At 73.2% G+C, this 15,678-nt stretch carries 14 protein-coding genes; 7 read left to right on the top strand and 7 right to left on the bottom strand.

Annotated elements, in window-relative coordinates; all coding sequences use genetic code 11:
* Window positions 1–189: 189 nt before the first annotated feature.
* Together ACZ4WQ_RS03065 and ACZ4WQ_RS03060 are read right to left on the bottom strand one after the other, a co-directional pair.
* Window positions 190–810, bottom strand: coding sequence for a response regulator transcription factor (locus ACZ4WQ_RS03065; protein ID WP_352131258.1), 621 nt, complete (start codon window positions 808–810; stop codon window positions 190–192).
* Window positions 811–934: 124 nt separating this feature from the next.
* On the bottom strand, window positions 935–1,585 hold the full coding sequence (locus ACZ4WQ_RS03060; RefSeq protein ID WP_311722850.1) for a TetR family transcriptional regulator: 651 nt from the start codon (window positions 1,583–1,585) through the stop codon (window positions 935–937).
* A 365-nt stretch (window positions 1,586–1,950) separates the two neighbouring features.
* Here ACZ4WQ_RS03060 and ACZ4WQ_RS03055 point away from each other — a divergent pair, with 365 nt between their 5' ends.
* The 3 genes from ACZ4WQ_RS03055 (at window position 1,951) to ACZ4WQ_RS03045 (ending at window position 5,251) form a co-directional block, all read left to right on the top strand.
* Window positions 1,951–3,339 (top strand): glycosyltransferase family 4 protein, encoded by a 1,389-nt coding sequence (locus ACZ4WQ_RS03055; protein ID WP_311722851.1) that lies wholly within the window; start codon window positions 1,951–1,953, stop codon window positions 3,337–3,339.
* A gap of 74 nt (window positions 3,340–3,413) precedes the next feature.
* On the top strand, window positions 3,414–4,157 hold the full coding sequence (locus tag ACZ4WQ_RS03050; RefSeq protein ID WP_311722852.1) for a class I SAM-dependent methyltransferase: 744 nt from the start codon (window positions 3,414–3,416) through the stop codon (window positions 4,155–4,157).
* Window positions 4,154–5,251 carry a prenyltransferase/squalene oxidase repeat-containing protein gene (locus ACZ4WQ_RS03045; RefSeq protein ID WP_311722853.1) on the top strand — a complete coding sequence of 366 codons (1,098 nt, stop codon included), beginning with the start codon at window positions 4,154–4,156 and terminating at the stop codon, window positions 5,249–5,251. The genes ACZ4WQ_RS03050 and ACZ4WQ_RS03045 overlap by 4 nt, the downstream gene beginning before the upstream one ends.
* Before the next feature lie 55 nt (window positions 5,252–5,306).
* Here ACZ4WQ_RS03045 and ACZ4WQ_RS03040 read toward each other — a convergent pair whose 3' ends face one another.
* From ACZ4WQ_RS03040 to ACZ4WQ_RS03020, 5 genes are all read right to left on the bottom strand, one after another.
* Window positions 5,307–6,317, bottom strand: a complete 1,011-nt coding sequence (locus ACZ4WQ_RS03040) for an LLM class F420-dependent oxidoreductase (protein ID WP_358843985.1) — start codon at window positions 6,315–6,317, stop codon at window positions 5,307–5,309.
* 136 nt (window positions 6,318–6,453) lie between these two features.
* Window positions 6,454–7,281: a hypothetical protein gene (locus tag ACZ4WQ_RS03035; protein WP_358843984.1), complete on the bottom strand. Its 828-nt coding sequence runs from the start codon at window positions 7,279–7,281 to the stop codon at window positions 6,454–6,456.
* Window positions 7,282–7,446: 165 nt separating this feature from the next.
* Window positions 7,447–8,373, bottom strand: a complete 927-nt coding sequence (locus ACZ4WQ_RS03030) for an N-acetylmuramoyl-L-alanine amidase (protein ID WP_468021972.1) — start codon at window positions 8,371–8,373, stop codon at window positions 7,447–7,449.
* 98 nt (window positions 8,374–8,471) lie between these two features.
* The gene (locus ACZ4WQ_RS03025; protein ID WP_468021971.1) at window positions 8,472–9,044 is read right to left on the bottom strand and encodes a Uma2 family endonuclease; all 573 of its coding nucleotides are present in this window, start codon (window positions 9,042–9,044) and stop codon (window positions 8,472–8,474) included.
* 249 nt (window positions 9,045–9,293) lie between these two features.
* Window positions 9,294–9,890, bottom strand: coding sequence for a class I SAM-dependent methyltransferase (locus ACZ4WQ_RS03020; RefSeq protein WP_361188334.1), 597 nt, complete (start codon window positions 9,888–9,890; stop codon window positions 9,294–9,296).
* 276 nt (window positions 9,891–10,166) lie between these two features.
* Between ACZ4WQ_RS03020 and ACZ4WQ_RS03015 the strand changes: the two genes are divergently transcribed.
* The 4 genes from ACZ4WQ_RS03015 to ACZ4WQ_RS03000 all read left to right on the top strand — a co-directional run bounded on the left by ACZ4WQ_RS03015 (window position 10,167) and on the right by ACZ4WQ_RS03000 (window position 15,627).
* Window positions 10,167–12,386, top strand: coding sequence for an acyl-CoA dehydrogenase (locus tag ACZ4WQ_RS03015; RefSeq protein ID WP_468021970.1), 2,220 nt, complete (start codon window positions 10,167–10,169; stop codon window positions 12,384–12,386).
* Between the two features lie 224 nt (window positions 12,387–12,610).
* A complete protein-coding gene (locus ACZ4WQ_RS03010) occupies window positions 12,611–14,074 on the top strand; it encodes an MFS transporter (RefSeq protein WP_398369881.1) in 1,464 nt (487 codons plus the stop codon).
* 66 nt (window positions 14,075–14,140) lie between these two features.
* Window positions 14,141–14,677, top strand: a complete 537-nt coding sequence (locus ACZ4WQ_RS03005; RefSeq protein ID WP_398894785.1) for a SigE family RNA polymerase sigma factor — start codon at window positions 14,141–14,143, stop codon at window positions 14,675–14,677.
* A complete protein-coding gene (locus ACZ4WQ_RS03000) occupies window positions 14,674–15,627 on the top strand; it encodes a hypothetical protein (protein ID WP_468021969.1) in 954 nt (317 codons plus the stop codon). The genes ACZ4WQ_RS03005 and ACZ4WQ_RS03000 overlap by 4 nt, the downstream gene beginning before the upstream one ends.
* Window positions 15,628–15,678 lie beyond the last annotated feature (51 nt).

Below are 15,678 nucleotides of genomic sequence, written 5' to 3'. Positions count from 1 at the left end.
GCGGAGCGGGCCTTCGCGCGGCGCCCCGGTACCACGCTGATCGTGATCGCCCACCGCGTCAGCTCGGCGCGCCGGGCCGGGCGCGTGCTGGTCATGGACGGTCGGCACACGGTCTGCGGCCGCCATGCCGAGCTGCTGGAGCGCTCGGCGCTCTATCGCGATCTCGCGGGAAGCTGGGACGGCGGGCTCTCAGAGCCAGCCCTTGCCCCGGGAGATGCGGATGGCGTCCACGCGGTTGCGCGCCCCGGTCTTCCGGGTGATCGCGGCCATGTAGTTCCGTATGGTCCCGTTGGACAGGTGCAGGCTGCGGGCGATCTCGGCGACCGAGGCGCCTTCGGCGGCCAGTGAGAGCACGCTCAACTCACGTGCGGTCAGCGGCATCCGGGCCGCCTGGAGAAAGCCGTAGCCCAAGGAGTCGTCGATGAACCGCTCCTTCTTCGCGACGCTCCGGATGCCGTCCAGCAGCCGGTGCGGCGGGGCGTTCCGGTCGATGTAGCCGAGGGCCCGCGCCTCGTGGGCCCGCCGCAGCGGCCCCGGCCGCTCCGCGTCCGCCAGCACCAGCAGCTCGCCCCGGCCGTCCTTGCCCGATATCTCGCCCGATATCTTGGCTAATTCTCCCTTTCTCGCGGCCCCGTCCGAGCCCGGACAGTGGGTGTCCACCACACAGACGTGTGGTCGTATCGAGCGGGCTCTGCATCGCGCGTCACGCCACGATGTCGTCGTCACTTCGATGTCCGGCTCGGCGTCGATCAGTCCCCCCAATGCGGATCGCAGCAAACAAGAGTCGTGCACCAGAAGTACCCGGATCACGTACTGTCCCTCCAACCCCGTGCGGTTTTGCCCGGTTCCGGGCGTCGTTGATGATTACCGGGGTTGCCCCTGCCGTGAACGCGCATATTGAGCCAACGGGGAGCGCACAGGCGCACAAAAGAGCTTATTCGCGATTTTCTGCTGTCGCGCGCGCCGCTTGCGCCCCTGGCGCCCCCGGTGCGGTGAGGTCGATCAGCCGGCAGACCGTCTCGATGTCGATCTTCACCTGGGCGATGGAGGCGCGCCCCGACAGCCAGGTGATCAGCGCCGAGTGCCAGGTGTGCTCGATGACGCGCACGGCGGACAGCTGCTCGGGCGTCGGCGGTCCGTCCAGCCCCATCGCGTCGAGGATGATCGCGGTGGTGAGGCGGGAGACGGTGTCCACCTCCGGGCTGACCGAGCGGTCGGCGAAGGTGAGGGCCCGGACCATCGCGTCGGCCAGATGGGGCTCGCGCTGGAGCGCCCGGAAGGCGCGCATCAGGGTCTGGGCGACCCGGGCGGTGGGCTCCTCGTCGGCCGGGGGCTGCTTGCGCAGCGTCTCGTGCATGTGCTGGAGCTGGTCCTGCATGGTCGCGACCAGCAGATGGACCTTGGACGGGAAGTAGCGGTAGAGCGTGCCGAGGGCGACGCCCGAGTTCTCGGCGACCTCGCGCATCTGCACCGCGTCGAAGCCGCCGCGGCTGGCCAGCCGGGCGCTGGCGTGCAGGATCCGCCGACGGCGCGCCTCCTGCCGCTCGGTCAGCTGGAGGGAGGCCGGCTTGGCTTCTGCGGTCATCTGTCTCACTTCGGTGCGGTACAGAGGTGATCCGCCGGCGGCCGGCCGGTCCCGGGGGCCGGAACGGGCGCGTGGCGAACCACTGAAACTCGTTCTAGGTTAGCGCGGTGGGTCGCCGTCCACACCGGCGTTTGCGCAGTTGAGACAGGTGACGGCGCTACTCGCGAGTATCCGGCGGGCCGCCCGCGCGTCGCCGCAACGCCCCGACCTGTGCCCGCAGTGGTGCGGATCACCCTTCCCGGCGCCGGTGCCGATGTCCTGACCAGGTATCTTCGAGACTTCTCGGGCGATCCGTTAGTGAAACTTGTTCTAGATAAACGCGAGCGGTTACGCTCCCGCTGAGTTGCACCTAGGAGGGGGCGCGAGTGACCGCTGAGGCCGCGCAGGAGACCGGGACCGGACCAACTCCCGACACACCTCCAGCCGCCGTCGACAGGGATCCCGGGGATCCGGACGGACCGCTGCGGATCGCGCTGCTCACCTACAAGGGGAATCCGTTCTGCGGCGGCCAGGGCGTCTACGTACGCCACCTCTCCCGCGAACTCGCCCGGCTCGGCCACACCGTGGAGGTCATCGGCGCCCAGCCGTATCCGATCCTCGACGACGAGGACGGCGTCACCCTCACCGAGCTGCCCAGCCTCGACCTCTACCGGCAGCCCGACCCCTTCCGCACGCCCCGGCGCGAGGAGTTCCGCGACTGGATCGACGCGCTGGAGGTCGGCACGATGTGGACCGGCGGCTTCCCCGAGCCGCTGACCTTCAGCCTGCGCGCCCGCCGCCATCTCGCCGCCCGCCGCGGCGCGTTCGACGTCGTCCACGACAACCAGACCCTCGGCTACGGGCTGCTGGGCCTGGACCGCGTCGGCTTCCCACTGGTGACCACCATCCATCACCCGATCACCGTCGACCGGCAGTTGGAGCTGGACGCCGCGCCCGACTGGAAGCGCCGCGCCTCGGTGCGCCGCTGGTACGGCTTCACCCGGATGCAGAAGCGGGTGGCCCGGCGGCTGCCCTCCGTGCTCACCGTCTCCGGCTCCTCCCGCCGGGAGATCGTCGGCCACCTCGGGGTGCGCCCGGGGCGGGTGCACGTGGTGCACATCGGCGCGGACACGCGGCTGTTCTCCCCCGACCCCGCCGTGCCCGAGGTGCCCGGCCGGATCGTCACCACCTCCAGCGCGGATGTGCCGCTCAAGGGCCTGGTCCACCTCGTGGAGGCGCTCGCGAAGGTCCGCACCGAGAACGACGACGCGCATCTGGTCGTCGTCGGCAAGCGCCCCGAGACCGGCCCGGTGGCCGAGGCGATGGCCCGGTACGGACTCGAAGGCGCCGTCGAGTTCGTCAAGGGCATCAGCGACGCCGAACTCGTCGACCTGGTGCGTGGCGCGCAGATCGCCTGCGTGCCCTCCCTGTACGAGGGGTTCTCGCTCCCCGCCGCCGAGGCCATGGCCACCGGCACCCCGCTGGTCGCCACCACCGGCGGCGCGATACCCGAGGTCGCGGGCCCCGACGGCGAGACCTGTCTCGCGGTGCCGCCCGGCGACGCGGGCGCCCTCGCCGCCGCGCTCACCCGGCTCCTGGGCGACGCGGAGCTGCGCCGGAAGCTGGGCGCGGCGGGCCGGGAGCGGGTCCTCGCGCACTTCACCTGGGAGCGGGCCGCGATCGGCACGGTGGAGCGCTACCGCGAGGCCATCGCGGCCCAGGCGACCCAGGCCGGATCCCTGCGCGCCCGGCCCGCCGCCCGCCGTCCCGGCTGACCGCCCGGCCCACCGACCCCCGCCCGCACGCCGACCCGACCCGCCGGATTCCCCCTGATCAGAAGGCAGATCACGTGCTGACCGTGGATTTCTCCCGCTTCCCGCTCGCCCCAGGCGATCGCGTGCTCGACCTGGGCTGCGGCGCCGGCCGGCACGCCTTCGAGTGCTACCGGCGCGGCGCGCGGGTCGTCGCCCTCGACCGCAACGGCGAGGAGATACGGGAAGTCGCCAAGTGGTTCGCCGCCATGAAGGAGGCCGGGGAGGCCCCCGCGGGCGCCACGGCCACCGCCATGGAGGGCGACGCGCTGGCCCTGCCCTTCCCCGACGACAGCTTCGACGTCGTCATCATCTCCGAGGTGATGGAGCACATACCCGACGACAAGGGCGTGCTCGCCGAGATGGTGCGAGTGCTGCGCCCCGGCGGCCGGATCGCGGTCACCGTGCCGCGCTACGGGCCGGAGAAGGTCTGCTGGACGCTGTCCGACGCGTACCACGAGGTCGAGGGCGGCCACATCCGCATCTACCGCGCCGACGAACTCCTCGGCAAGATGCGCGAGGCCGGGCTGCGCCCCTACGGCACCCACCACGCCCACGCGCTGCACAGCCCCTACTGGTGGCTCAAGTGCGCCTTCGGGGTGGACAACGACAAGGCCCTGCCCGTCCGGGCGTACCACAAGCTGCTGGTGTGGGACATCATGAAGAAGCCCATGGCCACCCGGCTCGCCGAGCGGGCCCTCAACCCGGTCGTCGGCAAGAGCTTCGTGGCGTACGCGACCAAGCCGCACATCCCCGCCCAGGACTCCCAGGGGGCGGCGTGACGGCCTTCGGCCCCGGGCCCGGCCGCACCGAACGCCTCGTCCTGCCCGGCGTGCTGACCGCGGAACAGGCCACCCGGACCGTGGCGGGCATCGCCGCCGTCCAGCGCGGCGACGGGGCCATACCGTGGTTCCGCGGCCACCACCTCGACCCGTGGGACCACATCGAGGCCGCGATGGCGCTGGACGCGGCGGGCGAGCGGGAGCGCGCCGAGGCCGCGTACCAATGGCTGGCCCGCAACCAGAACCCCGACGGTTCCTGGTACGCCGCCTACCCCGACATCGCGAGCGGGGTCGACGCCGCACACCCCACCGACCCCGGCCGGGAGTCCAACTTCTGCGCGTACGTCGCCGTCGGCGTCTGGCACCACTACCTGGCCACCGGCGACGACGCCTTCCTGGACCGCGTCTGGCCGACCGTCTTCGCCGCCGTCGAGTTCGTCCTCGGCCTCCAGCAGCCCGGCGGACAGATCGGCTGGCGGCGCGAGGCCGACGGCACCGCGGCGACCGACGCCCTGCTCACCGGCTCCTCGTCCGTCTACCAGGCGCTGCGCTGCGCCCTGGCCATCGCGGAACACCGCGAGGAGCCCCAGCCGGACTGGGAGCTGTCGGCGGGGCTGCTGGGGCACGCCATCCGCCACCACCCCGAGCGGTTCCTCAACAAGGACCACTACTCGATGGACTGGTACTACCCGGTGCTCGGCGGGGCCCTGACCGGCGCGGACGCCAAGGAGCGCATCGAGGCCGACTGGGACCGCTTCGTCGTCCCCGGCCTGGGCGTGCGCTGCCTGTCCACCAACCCCTGGGTCACCGGCGGCGAGAGCTGCGAACTCGCTCTGGCCCTGTGGGTGATGGGGGAGTCGGACCGGGCGGTGGAGATACTCCAGTGGATCCAGTCCCCGCTGCGCGCGGAGGACGGGATGTACTGGACGGGGTACGTCTTCGACGACGACGCCGTCTGGCCCGAGGAGCGCACCACCTGGACCGCGGGCTCGCTGCTGCTGGCGGTGGCCGCGCTCGGCGGGGACGAGCCGACCACGGCGGTCTTCGGCGGGGAGCGGCTGCCGCGCGGGCTGGACTCGGACTGCTGCGGGTAGCGGGCCGGACCGGGCCGGGCCCGGGTGTCGGCCGTTGACCGGCTTCAGCAGTCGTTCAGCTGTTGAGGTCGGCCAGCGTCCGCAGCGTCTCCGGGTCGGGCGCGGTCACCAGCAGGTCGGTCACCGGCCCCTTGCGCCACAGCTCCAGCCGCTCCGCGATCCGCTCGCGCGGCCCGACCAGCGAGATCTCGTCCGCGAACGCGTCCGGGACCGCCTGGACCGCCTCCGCGCGGCGGCCCGCGAGAAAGAGCTCCTGGACCCGCCGCGCCTCCTCCTCGTAACCCATGCGCGCCATCAGGTCGGCGTGGAAGTTACGGGCCGCGTGGCCCATGCCGCCGATGTAGAAGCCGAGCATCGCCTTCACCGGCAGCAGCCCCTCGGCGACGTCCACGCACACCCGGGCCTGGGCCATGGGCGCCACCATGAACCCCTCGGGCGCCTCGGCGAGCGCCGCCTCGTACAGCTCCGTGCGCTGCGGCGACCAGTACAGCGGCAGCCAGCCGTCGGCGATCCGCACCGTCTGCGCGATGTTCTTGGGGCCCTCGGCGCCGAGGAGGAGGGGCAGATCGGGCCGGAGCGGGTGCACGATCGGCTTCAGCGGCTTGCCGAGCCCGGTGGCGTCCGGCCCGGCGTACGGGTGCGGATGGAATCGCCCGTCCAGCCGCACCGGGGCCTCGCGGCGCAGCACCTGGCGGATGACGTCCACGTACTCGCGGGTGGCGGTCAGCGGGCTCTTGGGGAACGGGCGCCCGTACCAGCCCTCGACGACCTGCGGGCCGGACAGCCCGAGGCCGAGCATCATCCGGCCGCCGGAGAGATGGTCGAGGGTGAGGGCGTGCATCGCGGTGGCGGTGGGGGTGCGGGCGGCCATCTGTGCGACGGCCGTGCCCAGCCTGACGCGGCTGGTGTGGGCGGCGATCCAGGTGAGCGGGGTGAAGGCGTCGGAACCCCAGGACTCGGCCGTCCAGACGGAGTGATAGCCGAACCGCTCGGCCTGCCGGGCGAGTTCCAGATGGCGGGGGTCGGGGCCGCGGCCCCAGTAGCCGAGCGCCAGTCCGAGCCGCATGGCGTCCCTCCATCCCCGTGCGCGACATGACGGTATGTCAGGTGGCATGACGGTCGGACTGTACGGCCCGGGTCCGGGAATGGCAACGGCCCCCCGCCCTTGACCGGGCGGGGGGCCGATGAGTTTCCCGTGGGCGTCAGCCGCGCTGGATTCCCGTGGTGTCCTGGAGAACGCCACGACGGCCGTCCTGCGTCTGGGCGACCAGCGCCTGACCGCGCTGCTCGACCGCGAGGTACCAGGTGCCGGGGGCCAGCTCGGCGATGGTCGACGACGAGCCGTCCTCCGCGTACAGCGGACGGGCCACCGGCACCGCGAACCAGAACGGGGTGAAGTCCGAGCCGGCCGCCGCCGGAGGCGGGGTCGGCTGGCCCGCGCCCGGCTGGGCGCCGAACGGCTGGCCGGGCTGACCGGGCTGGGCACCGTACGGGGCCGGGGCGCCGGGCTGCGCACCGCCGGGGCCCGGGTAGCCGTAACCGGGCTGCGGGGCGGCGCCGTACGGAGGCACGGCCGCCGGGGCGGCGGCGTTCATCAGCGGGAGCTTCAGGGCGGGGATGCGCTGCGTGAGCAGGGCGCCCGCGGCCAGCGCGAGGTTGGCGATCAGGCCGAGGATCTGGCCGACGCCCTTGTCGAGTCCGTCAGGCCCGCCGATGATCGTCCACAGCGAGCTCCAGGCGGCGAACACCGCGAGCGCGGTGCCCCACTGGTCGAGCGAGAGCCCGAAGAGGTTCCGGCCCGCGGGCTGGAAGCGCGCGGAGACGATGAGAGCAGCAGCGATCACACCAGCCAGGAAGATCGACGGCAGCACCGGGAAGAAGTCGGACTTCCATCCGTTGACGCTGGGGCTGCTGCCGCAGTACTGACCGCTGCAACTGTACGAGTAAAAGTCGAGGAACGAGGCGATGAAGAGCAACACCGCTGCTCCGATCACCACGCCGTCGCCTCGAGTGAGGGAGCGGATGTTCAACGTAGAGGTCCTTTGTCGGTTTCGTCGGTACGGACGGCAGTCGCCGGGCGCATGGCGCGAAGGCGTCGGGGGTGGTGCCCCATCGTACGGGTGATTCTGCCGCCGGTGAGCAGGGGTATCCGATCGGTGTCCCGCTCGTGACCTGCCGTTCGGAGAGTTGTTGCGTTAACCGTTCAAGAAGTCCGTAATGCCCTGTGCGATCCCCCGTGCGGCGCGCTGCCGCCATGCCGCGTCGGTCAGTTGTGCCGCGTCTTTCGGGTCACGCATGTTGCCGCACTCGATGAACACCTTCGGCACGGTGGACAGGTTGAGTCCGCCGAGGTCATCGCGCACTTTCAGGCCGTCCCCGTCGCCCATGTAGTTGGCGGGCGCGTCTCCGGTCGCCGCTTCGAAGCCCGAGACCAGCCGCTTGCCGAGGCGGCGGGAGGGCGCGGTGATCGACGAGGTGTCGGCGTCGCCGCCGCGTACGGAGGCGGGCAGGATGACATGGAAGCCGCGCTGCCCGGCCGCCGCGCCGTCCGCGTGGACGGAGACGACCGCGTCGGCGTGCGCCTTGTTGCCGATCTCCGCCCGCTCGTCCACGCACGGTCCGTACGCCCGGTCGCCGTCCTGGGTGAAGACGACCTTGGCGCCCCGGTCTTGGAGCAGGGTGCGCACGCGGCGTGAGACGTCGAGTGTGAAAGACGCCTCGGAATAGCCGGAGTTGGTGGCCGTACCGGTGGTGTCGCACTCCTTCTTCGCCGTGCCGATGTCGACGCTGCGGGCGATCTCGGAGGTGTGGTCGCGGTTGTGTGGATTGTGGCCGGGGTCGATGACCACGACCTTGCCGGCGAGTGACCGGCCGGGGTCTCCCTTGTCCCCCTCCGGATCTCGGGTGGCCGCGCCCGACGCGCCGCCGCTCCGGGGCGGGGCGATCGAGGTGCTGTCGGCGGTCGGCAGGGGAGCGACGCCGCCGCTCTTCGAGTCGCCCATGGAGTCCCAGATCAGCCAGCCGGCGAGACAGGCGGGCACCAGCGCGGTCAGCACGACCGCGAGGGTTCCGCCGCGGCGGCCGGGGCGGCCGGGGCTGGGGGGAAAGCTTCCGTTCGGCACCCGGGCGATGGTAGCCGTGCGGGGTGAAGGCCCGCGGGCGGGGCGCACAGTCGGTCGCGGGCCCTTGTCGCGCGGTGCGCCGGGTCGGGGTCAGGGTGTCAGGGCACGAGGCTCTTGAGGTCGATGTCGAGCGAGAACGGGACGGTTGCCTTCAAGTGGTCACGGTGGATGCCGGTGGCCACATACGTGCTGGTCATGTCGTCGAGTTCGTAGGTGTGGACGGTGGGGGCACCGGCCTCGTCCTCGATGCGCCAGAAGTGGGGGATCTTGGCCTGTGCGTATTTGAAGGGCTTCAGGGACCGGTCGCGATCCGCCGACTCCTCCGAGGCGACCTCGATGACCAGAGCGATCTCTTCGGGTGCGTACCAGGTGCGGTCCGGGTCGTATGAGGCGGTGGTGACCAGAATGTCTGGTTCGGGCCGACTTTTCTTGTCGAGTCGAATGGTCATCTCACGCTCGGTCTCGAGTCCTGCCGGGGCCGCCTGCCGGAGGGCGAAGGTCAGGTTCTCCACCAGCCGGGAGTGCCGGGACCGCCGCGGCGACATCATGAAGATCAGGGCCCCGTCGATCAGTTCGGTGTGCCGCGGTGCCTGGGGAAGGTGATCGAGGTCGTCCGCTTCCCAGCCGCTCGGCCTGGGCGGGATCATCCAGTCGGGGAGTTCGGCGGTCACGGCTTCCTCCGGGCGTGTCACGGAGCGGTGCGGGCCTCGATCCCTGATCGCCGACTCGGTCGCACGGCTGGTGTCAGCGTAGTGGATGGCGTCGGCTGTCGAGTGTTCACGAAGCCCGGCCGAGGTTGTCGGGCATTGCTCGGGCCAGGCGTGGACGCCGCGGTCGCCATGGAGGGCGCGGACGTGTGCGGAGGCGCGGGGGTCGTGCCCGTCCGGGCCCGTCAGGAAGGGGCGGGGCAGGGGAGAGAATCAGCCGGCCACGCCCCCGCCCACGCGCCGCAGAACGCGCAGCGAGCCGGTCACGGACAGTTCCGCGAAGGCGCCGGAGGTGAGCGCGCGGCGGTAGATCCGGTACGGGGCCTGGCCGCCGTCGGCCGGGTCGGGGAACACGTCGTGGATCACCAGCAGCCCGCCGGGGGCCAGGTGCGGGGTCCAGCCCTCGTAGTCGGCCGCCGCGTGCTCGTCGGTGTGGCCGCCGTCGATGAACACCAGCCCGACCGGTCCGCCCCATATCGCCGCGGCCTGCGGGGACCGGCCGACGACCGCGATGACGTGGTCCTCGAGACCGGCGGCGTGGAGGGTGCGGCGGAAGGTCGGCAGGGTGTCCATCCGGCCGACCTCCGGGTCGACGACCTCCGGGTCGTGGTACTCCCAGCCGGGCTGCTGCTCCTCGGAGCCGCGGTGGTGGTCGACGGTGATCGCGACCGTGCCCGCCGCGCGGGCGGCGGCGGCCAGCAGGATCGTGGAGCGGCCGCAGTACGTGCCGACCTCCAGGAGCGGCAGCCGCAGCGCGCCGGCGGCGTCAGCGGCGGCGGCGTACAGGGCGAGGCCCTCGTCCACGGGCATGAAGCCCTTCGCGGCGCGGAACGCGGCGAGCGTGGCGGCGTCGGGGGGCCCGGAGGTCTCGGGGGTCTCGGGGGTCTCGGGGGTCTCGGTGGGGGCGGAGGCAGGAGGGGTCACCGGGTCATCGTGCCGTACCGCTCGGCGGCGGCGGGGCGGCGGGGGTGCCCCATGGATTCGCGACATCCTCGTGCCCGTCCTGTCATCTGACCTTCCGTCAGATTGGAACACGTTCTACCATCGCCCACGGCCGGCCGGTTCGAGATCCGAGAGAGGCGCTCCATGGGCATCGCCATCACGGAAGACCAGCGGGAACTGGCGCGCGCGGTGCGGGGGTGGTGTGCGCGGGCCGTGCCGCCCGAAGAGGTGCGCAAGCTGCTGGACGCCCCCGCGGGCGGGTCGGGGCGGCCCGCGTACTGGGCCGGGCTGGCCGGGCAGGGGCTGCTCGGGCCGCATCTGCCCGAGGCGTACGGCGGGGGCGGCGGCGGGCTGCTCGACCTCGCCGTGGTCCTGGAGGAGACCGGGCGCGCGGCGCTCCCCGGGCCGTATCTGCCGACCGTGCTGGCCTCGGCGGTGCTGGCGCGCGCGGGGCAGGGCGAGCTGACCGCCGCGCTCGCCGAGGGCGTGTGCGTCGGGGCGGTCGCCCTGGGCGCCGGATCGCTCACCGCGACCCCGGCCGACGCGGCGCGGGGCTGGGCGCTGGACGGGTGCGCCCCGCCCGTGCTCGGCGCGGCCGAGGCCGACCTCGTCGTGCTGGCCGCCACGACCGCCGACGGCGGTACCGCGTGGTTCGCCGTCGACGCCCGCGACCTGGAGATCCGCGCCCACGACGGCGCCGACCCGACCCGCCCGACCGCCGAGGTGAGGGCGACGCGCACGGCCGTCCCCGCCGACCGGGCGCTCGCGGTGGACCCGGGGCTGGTACGGGACCTGGCGGCGGTCCTCCTCGCCGCCGAGGCCTGCGGGACGGCCGGGTGGGCCCTGGACACCGCGGTCGCGCACGCCAGGACGCGCGAGCAGTTCGGGCGGCCCATCGGCCAGTTCCAGGCGGTCAAGCACCTGTGCGCCGACATGCTCGTCCGCGTCGAGCAGGCGCGCGCCCTCACCTGGGACGCGGCCCGCGCGGCGGGCGAGGCGGGTGAGGAAGGGGCGCGCGCCCTGACCGCCGCGCTCGCCGCCGCCACCGCGCTCGACGCCGCCCACAGCTGCGCCAAGGACTGCATCCAGATCCTCGGCGGCATCGGCTTCACCTGGGAGCACGACACCCACCTCCACCTCCGCCGCGCCACCGCCGCCCGGGCCCTGCTCGGCCCGGGCGGCGCCCACCGGCTGCGGGCCGCCCGGCTCGCCGCCGCAGGCGCGCGGCGCGAGCTGCGGCTGGAGCTCCCGGCGGAGGGGGAGGTCCGCCGGGACTACGAGCGGCACCGGGAGCAGGCGCGGGCCGCGATCGGGGCGGCGCGCGGCCTGGACCCCGGCGCCGCCCGCCGCGCCCTCGCGCCCACCGGCCACGCCGCCCCGCACCTGCCGCCCCCGTACGGGCTCGGCGCCGGACCCGTACAGCAGCTCGCGGTGCAGCGGGAGTTGGCCGACGCGGGGGTGGTCCTCGGCGACCTGGGGGTCGCCACCTGGGTCGTGCCCTCGCTCATCGCGTACGGGACGCCGGAGCAGCGGGAGCGCTATCTGCTGCCGACGCTGCGCGGCGAACTGCGGTGGTGCCAGCTGTTCTCCGAGCCGGAGGCGGGGTCCGACCTGGCGGCGCTGCGGACGAGGGCCGAGCGGACCGAGGAGGGGTGGCGGGTCAACGGGCAGAAGGTGTGGACGTCGGGGGCGCGGCGGGCGCACCACGGCATCCTGCTGGCCCGTACGAACCCCCGGGCGCCCAAGCACAAGGGGCTCACCTACTTCCTCGTCGACATGGAGCGCACCGCCGGGATCGACATCCGCCCGCTGCGGGAGATCACCGGGGAGTCGCTCTTCAACGAGGTCTATCTGGACGACGTCCTGCTGCCGCACGACGCGGTGGTGGGCGAGGTGGACGGCGGCTGGGCGGTGGCCCGCAACACGCTCGGCAACGAGCGCGTCCACATGGCGGACCAGCTGACCTTCGACACCGGCCTGGAGGCCCTGATCGCGCGCACGGCCGCCGACGGGGTCGGCGCCGACGACTGGGTGCGGGAGCGGGTCGGGGCGCTGGCGGCCGAGGCGCACGCACTGGCGTGCCTGGCGCTGCGCACCACCTTGCGGCAGGTGTCCGGCGTGGAGCCGGGGGCGGGCGCGAGCGTCCGCAAGCTCATCCAGACCGCGCACCAGCAGAAGGTCGCGGAGCTGGCACTGGAACTGCTCGGCCCGGCGGGCGCGGTGCGCGAGGGCGTGGGGGAGCGGGCGCTGCACGGCTTTCTGATGTCCCGCTGTCTGACCATCGCCGGGGGTACGACGCAGGTGCAGCTGAACGTCGTCGCGGAGCGGATGCTGGGGCTGCCGCGCGACCCGGCGCCCGCGTAACGCGCGACCGCGCATCGCGCAGCCGGGCCCGTACCCGTACGAGCCGGGGCTCGCACGGCACACGCCCCGGGGCCCGGGGCGCACGGTCCACGCCCGAGGCGGGCGCGCACCCCCGCTTGTGCCCGTGCACATGCGCCTTTCGTGCGAGCCCTACGCCCAACGACCCAGGTAGGTACGACAAAAATACGATGCACTGTGCATGGGTCGGTGCCAGCATCACGCCCATGCCGGCCCACACCCCCTCCGCCACAGGTCACTCGTCCGCCGCAGCACGTGTCACCCCACCGGCCTGGGCGGTGCTGCTGGCCGCGTGTGCGGGGCAGTTCCTGGTCGTCCTCGATGTGTCCGTGGTCAATGTCGCGCTGCCGTCGATGCGTACGGACCTCGGGCTCGGCGAGACCGCGCTCCAGTGGGTGATCAACGCCTACGCGCTCACCTTCGCCGGGTTTCTGCTGCTCGGCGGCCGGGCCGCCGACCTCTTCGGGCGCAAGCGGGCCTTCCTCGTCGGCCTGGGCCTGTTCACCGTGGCCAGCCTGGCGGGCGGACTCGCCCAGGAGCCCTGGCAGCTGGTCGCCGCCCGCGCCGCCCAGGGCCTGGGCGCGGCCGTGCTCTCCCCGGCCACCCTCACCATCCTCACCACCTCCTTCCCGGGCGGCGCGGCCCGCACCCGGGCCATCGGCACCTGGACGGCGGTCGGCGCGGGCGGCGGCGCCGCGGGCGGGCTGGTCGGCGGGGTGCTCACCGACTACCTCTCCTGGCGCTGGGTGCTGCTGGTCAATGTGCCCGTGGGCGCGCTGGTGCTGGTCGCCGGGGCGGTGTGGCTGGCCGAGAGCCGGGCGGCGGCCGGGCGCCGGCTCGACGTACCGGGCGCGGTCCTCGTCACGGCGGGGGTCTCCTCGCTCGCGTACGGCATCGTGCAGACCGAGCGGCACGGCTGGGCCGCCACCGCCTCGCTGGTACCGCTGCTCGGCGGGCTGGCCCTGCTCGGCGTCTTCCTCGCCGTCGAGGCGCGCACCCGGGCCCCGCTGATGCCGCTGAGGCTGTTCCGCATCAGGGCGGTGTGGGCGGCGAACTCGGTGATGCTGGTGTGCGGCGGCGGCATGTTCGCGATGTGGTACTTCATGTCGCTGTATCTCCAGAACGTGCTGCACTTCAGCCCCGTCGAGGCCGGTCTCGCCTTCCTCCCGCACACCCTGTCCATCGTCCTCGGCTCCAAGCTCGCGCCCCGGCTGATGGCGGTGTTCAGCGGCAAGGCGCTGGCGATGACCGGCGGGATCCTGGCCGTCGTCGGCTATGCCTGGCAGAGCCGGATGGACGCCGACGGCACCTTCGCCGGTACGGTCCTGGGCCCCGCGATCGTCATGTCGCTCGGCTCCGGGCTGATGATGACCCCGCTGGCCTCGGCCGCCACCTCGGGCGCCGCGCCGTCCGAGGCCGGGCTGGTGGCGGGCCTGGTCAACACCAGCCGGCAGATCGGCGGCGCGCTCGGCCTCACCGTGCTGACCACGGTCGCCGCCGAGCGCATCGCCGCGACCGAGGGCGGCAGCGGCGGCAGCGGTGGGGGCGCTGACGGGCCGGGGCCGGTGGCGCTGGCGGCCGGATACGCCCACGCGTTCACCGTCTCCTCGGGCATCATCGCGGCCGCTGTGGTCCTGATGGCCGTGGCCCTGCCGCGCCGACGCGCCTGAGAATTCCTCCGCGGCCGGGCAACGGTTCGCCGCCCCCATGGACTCCGTAGAGCGAAGGAGGTGCCCATGGGGGACAAGACGGCGAACCGGGACGAGGAGTTCCGGGAGTTCGTCACCACGCGATGGCCGAGGCTGCTGCGCACGGCGTATCTGCTCAGCGGCGACCAGCACACCGCCGAGGACCTGGTCCAGTCGGCCCTGGTGCGGACCTACGTGGCATGGCGGCGGGTCAGCGCTGCCGACGAGCCGGACGCCTATGTGCGCCGCATCCTCGTCAACGAGCACGCGCGGCGGCACCGCAGAAGGCTGAAGGAGTTCCTGACCTTCGGCCCGGGCGACCTGGCCCACCAGGCGACCGACCGGGACCGGATGGCCCTGGCCGACGACCGGGCCATGCTGCGCCACGCCCTGGCGCAACTGCCGCCCCGGCAGCGCCAGGCCGTCGTGCTGCGGTACTGGGAGGACCTCAGCGAGTCGCAGGTGGCGAGCGCCATGGGCTGCTCGGTCGGAACGGTCAAGAGCCAGGCGGCGAAGGGGCTGGCGAAGCTCCGGGCCGCGCTGGCGCTCGAAGGCGTGACCGCGGGTCACGGGGAGGCGCGATGAACAGGGAGTCGTGGTACGTGGAGTCCGAGCACGGGAACGACCCGGACCGGGAGACGGGCGCGGTGGCGGGCCGGCTGGCCGCGATCGCGGACGAGGTGACGGTCGGACCCGCGCCCTACCCGGACGTGGTCCGCGACGGCCGCCGGCGCAGGACCCGCCGCCGAGCAGCGGGGGCCACCGCCCTGGCGGTCACGGCCGTGCTGGTGGCCGGAGGGGTGAGCCTGGGGGACTTCGGCGGCTCCGGCCAGGGCGGGACGGCGACGGCGGCCGCCGCCCCGGTGTCCGCGCCGGGCGCGCTGCACCCGGTCACCACCGTGGTGAGCAAGGGGAAGGCCGACGGGAAGCGCTGGCAGGTCTCGGTCACCGTCTACGGGCCCGCGCGGACGAAGGAGGAGGCACACCGCCAGTACGACCTGGCGATGCGCCGGGGGGACGCCTATCCGATCCTGGACGACAGGTGGGAGGGGAAGTACCCGAAGAACCTGCGCATCGGCGTGACCTGGTTCTCCACCCGGGTGACCGAGGGCACGGGGAAGCCGCGGACGATGGCGGACTGGGTGTCGCCGAAGCCCGGCAAGGGGGAGACGCTGCTGGGCGGCTCGTATCAGCACCAGGGCGCCGAGGCCGCCCCGGTGGGCCTGGCGTGGCTGGCGCCGAAGGTGGAGCGCGTGGTGGTCCACTGGAAGGGCGGTTCGACCGACGAGCCGAAGATAAGTTCGGTGAAGGGCACCGACGTTCGCTGGATCGTGAGCGAGCGCCCGGCCGCCGGGGTGCCGGACGATTTCATCGATCTCTACGACGACAAGGGGAAGCGGACGCGGCTCGGGCCCGCCATACGGCTGGAGGACGTGAAGAAGCAGACGCGGCGGGCGGCCGTGAAGAAGGAGCAGCTGAAGGCCCTGACGAAGACCGGCCGGGAGACGCCGGTGAAGATCACCGAGCTGAGGTGACCGCGTTGACCGAGATGGCCACGGCGACCGAGGTGGCCACGGCGACCGAGG

The sequence above is a fragment of the Streptomyces sp. NPDC028305 genome, assembly GCF_055569495.1.
The sequence above is the reverse complement of the archived record's forward strand: the minus strand, read 5'-3'. Positions and strand labels throughout refer to the sequence as shown.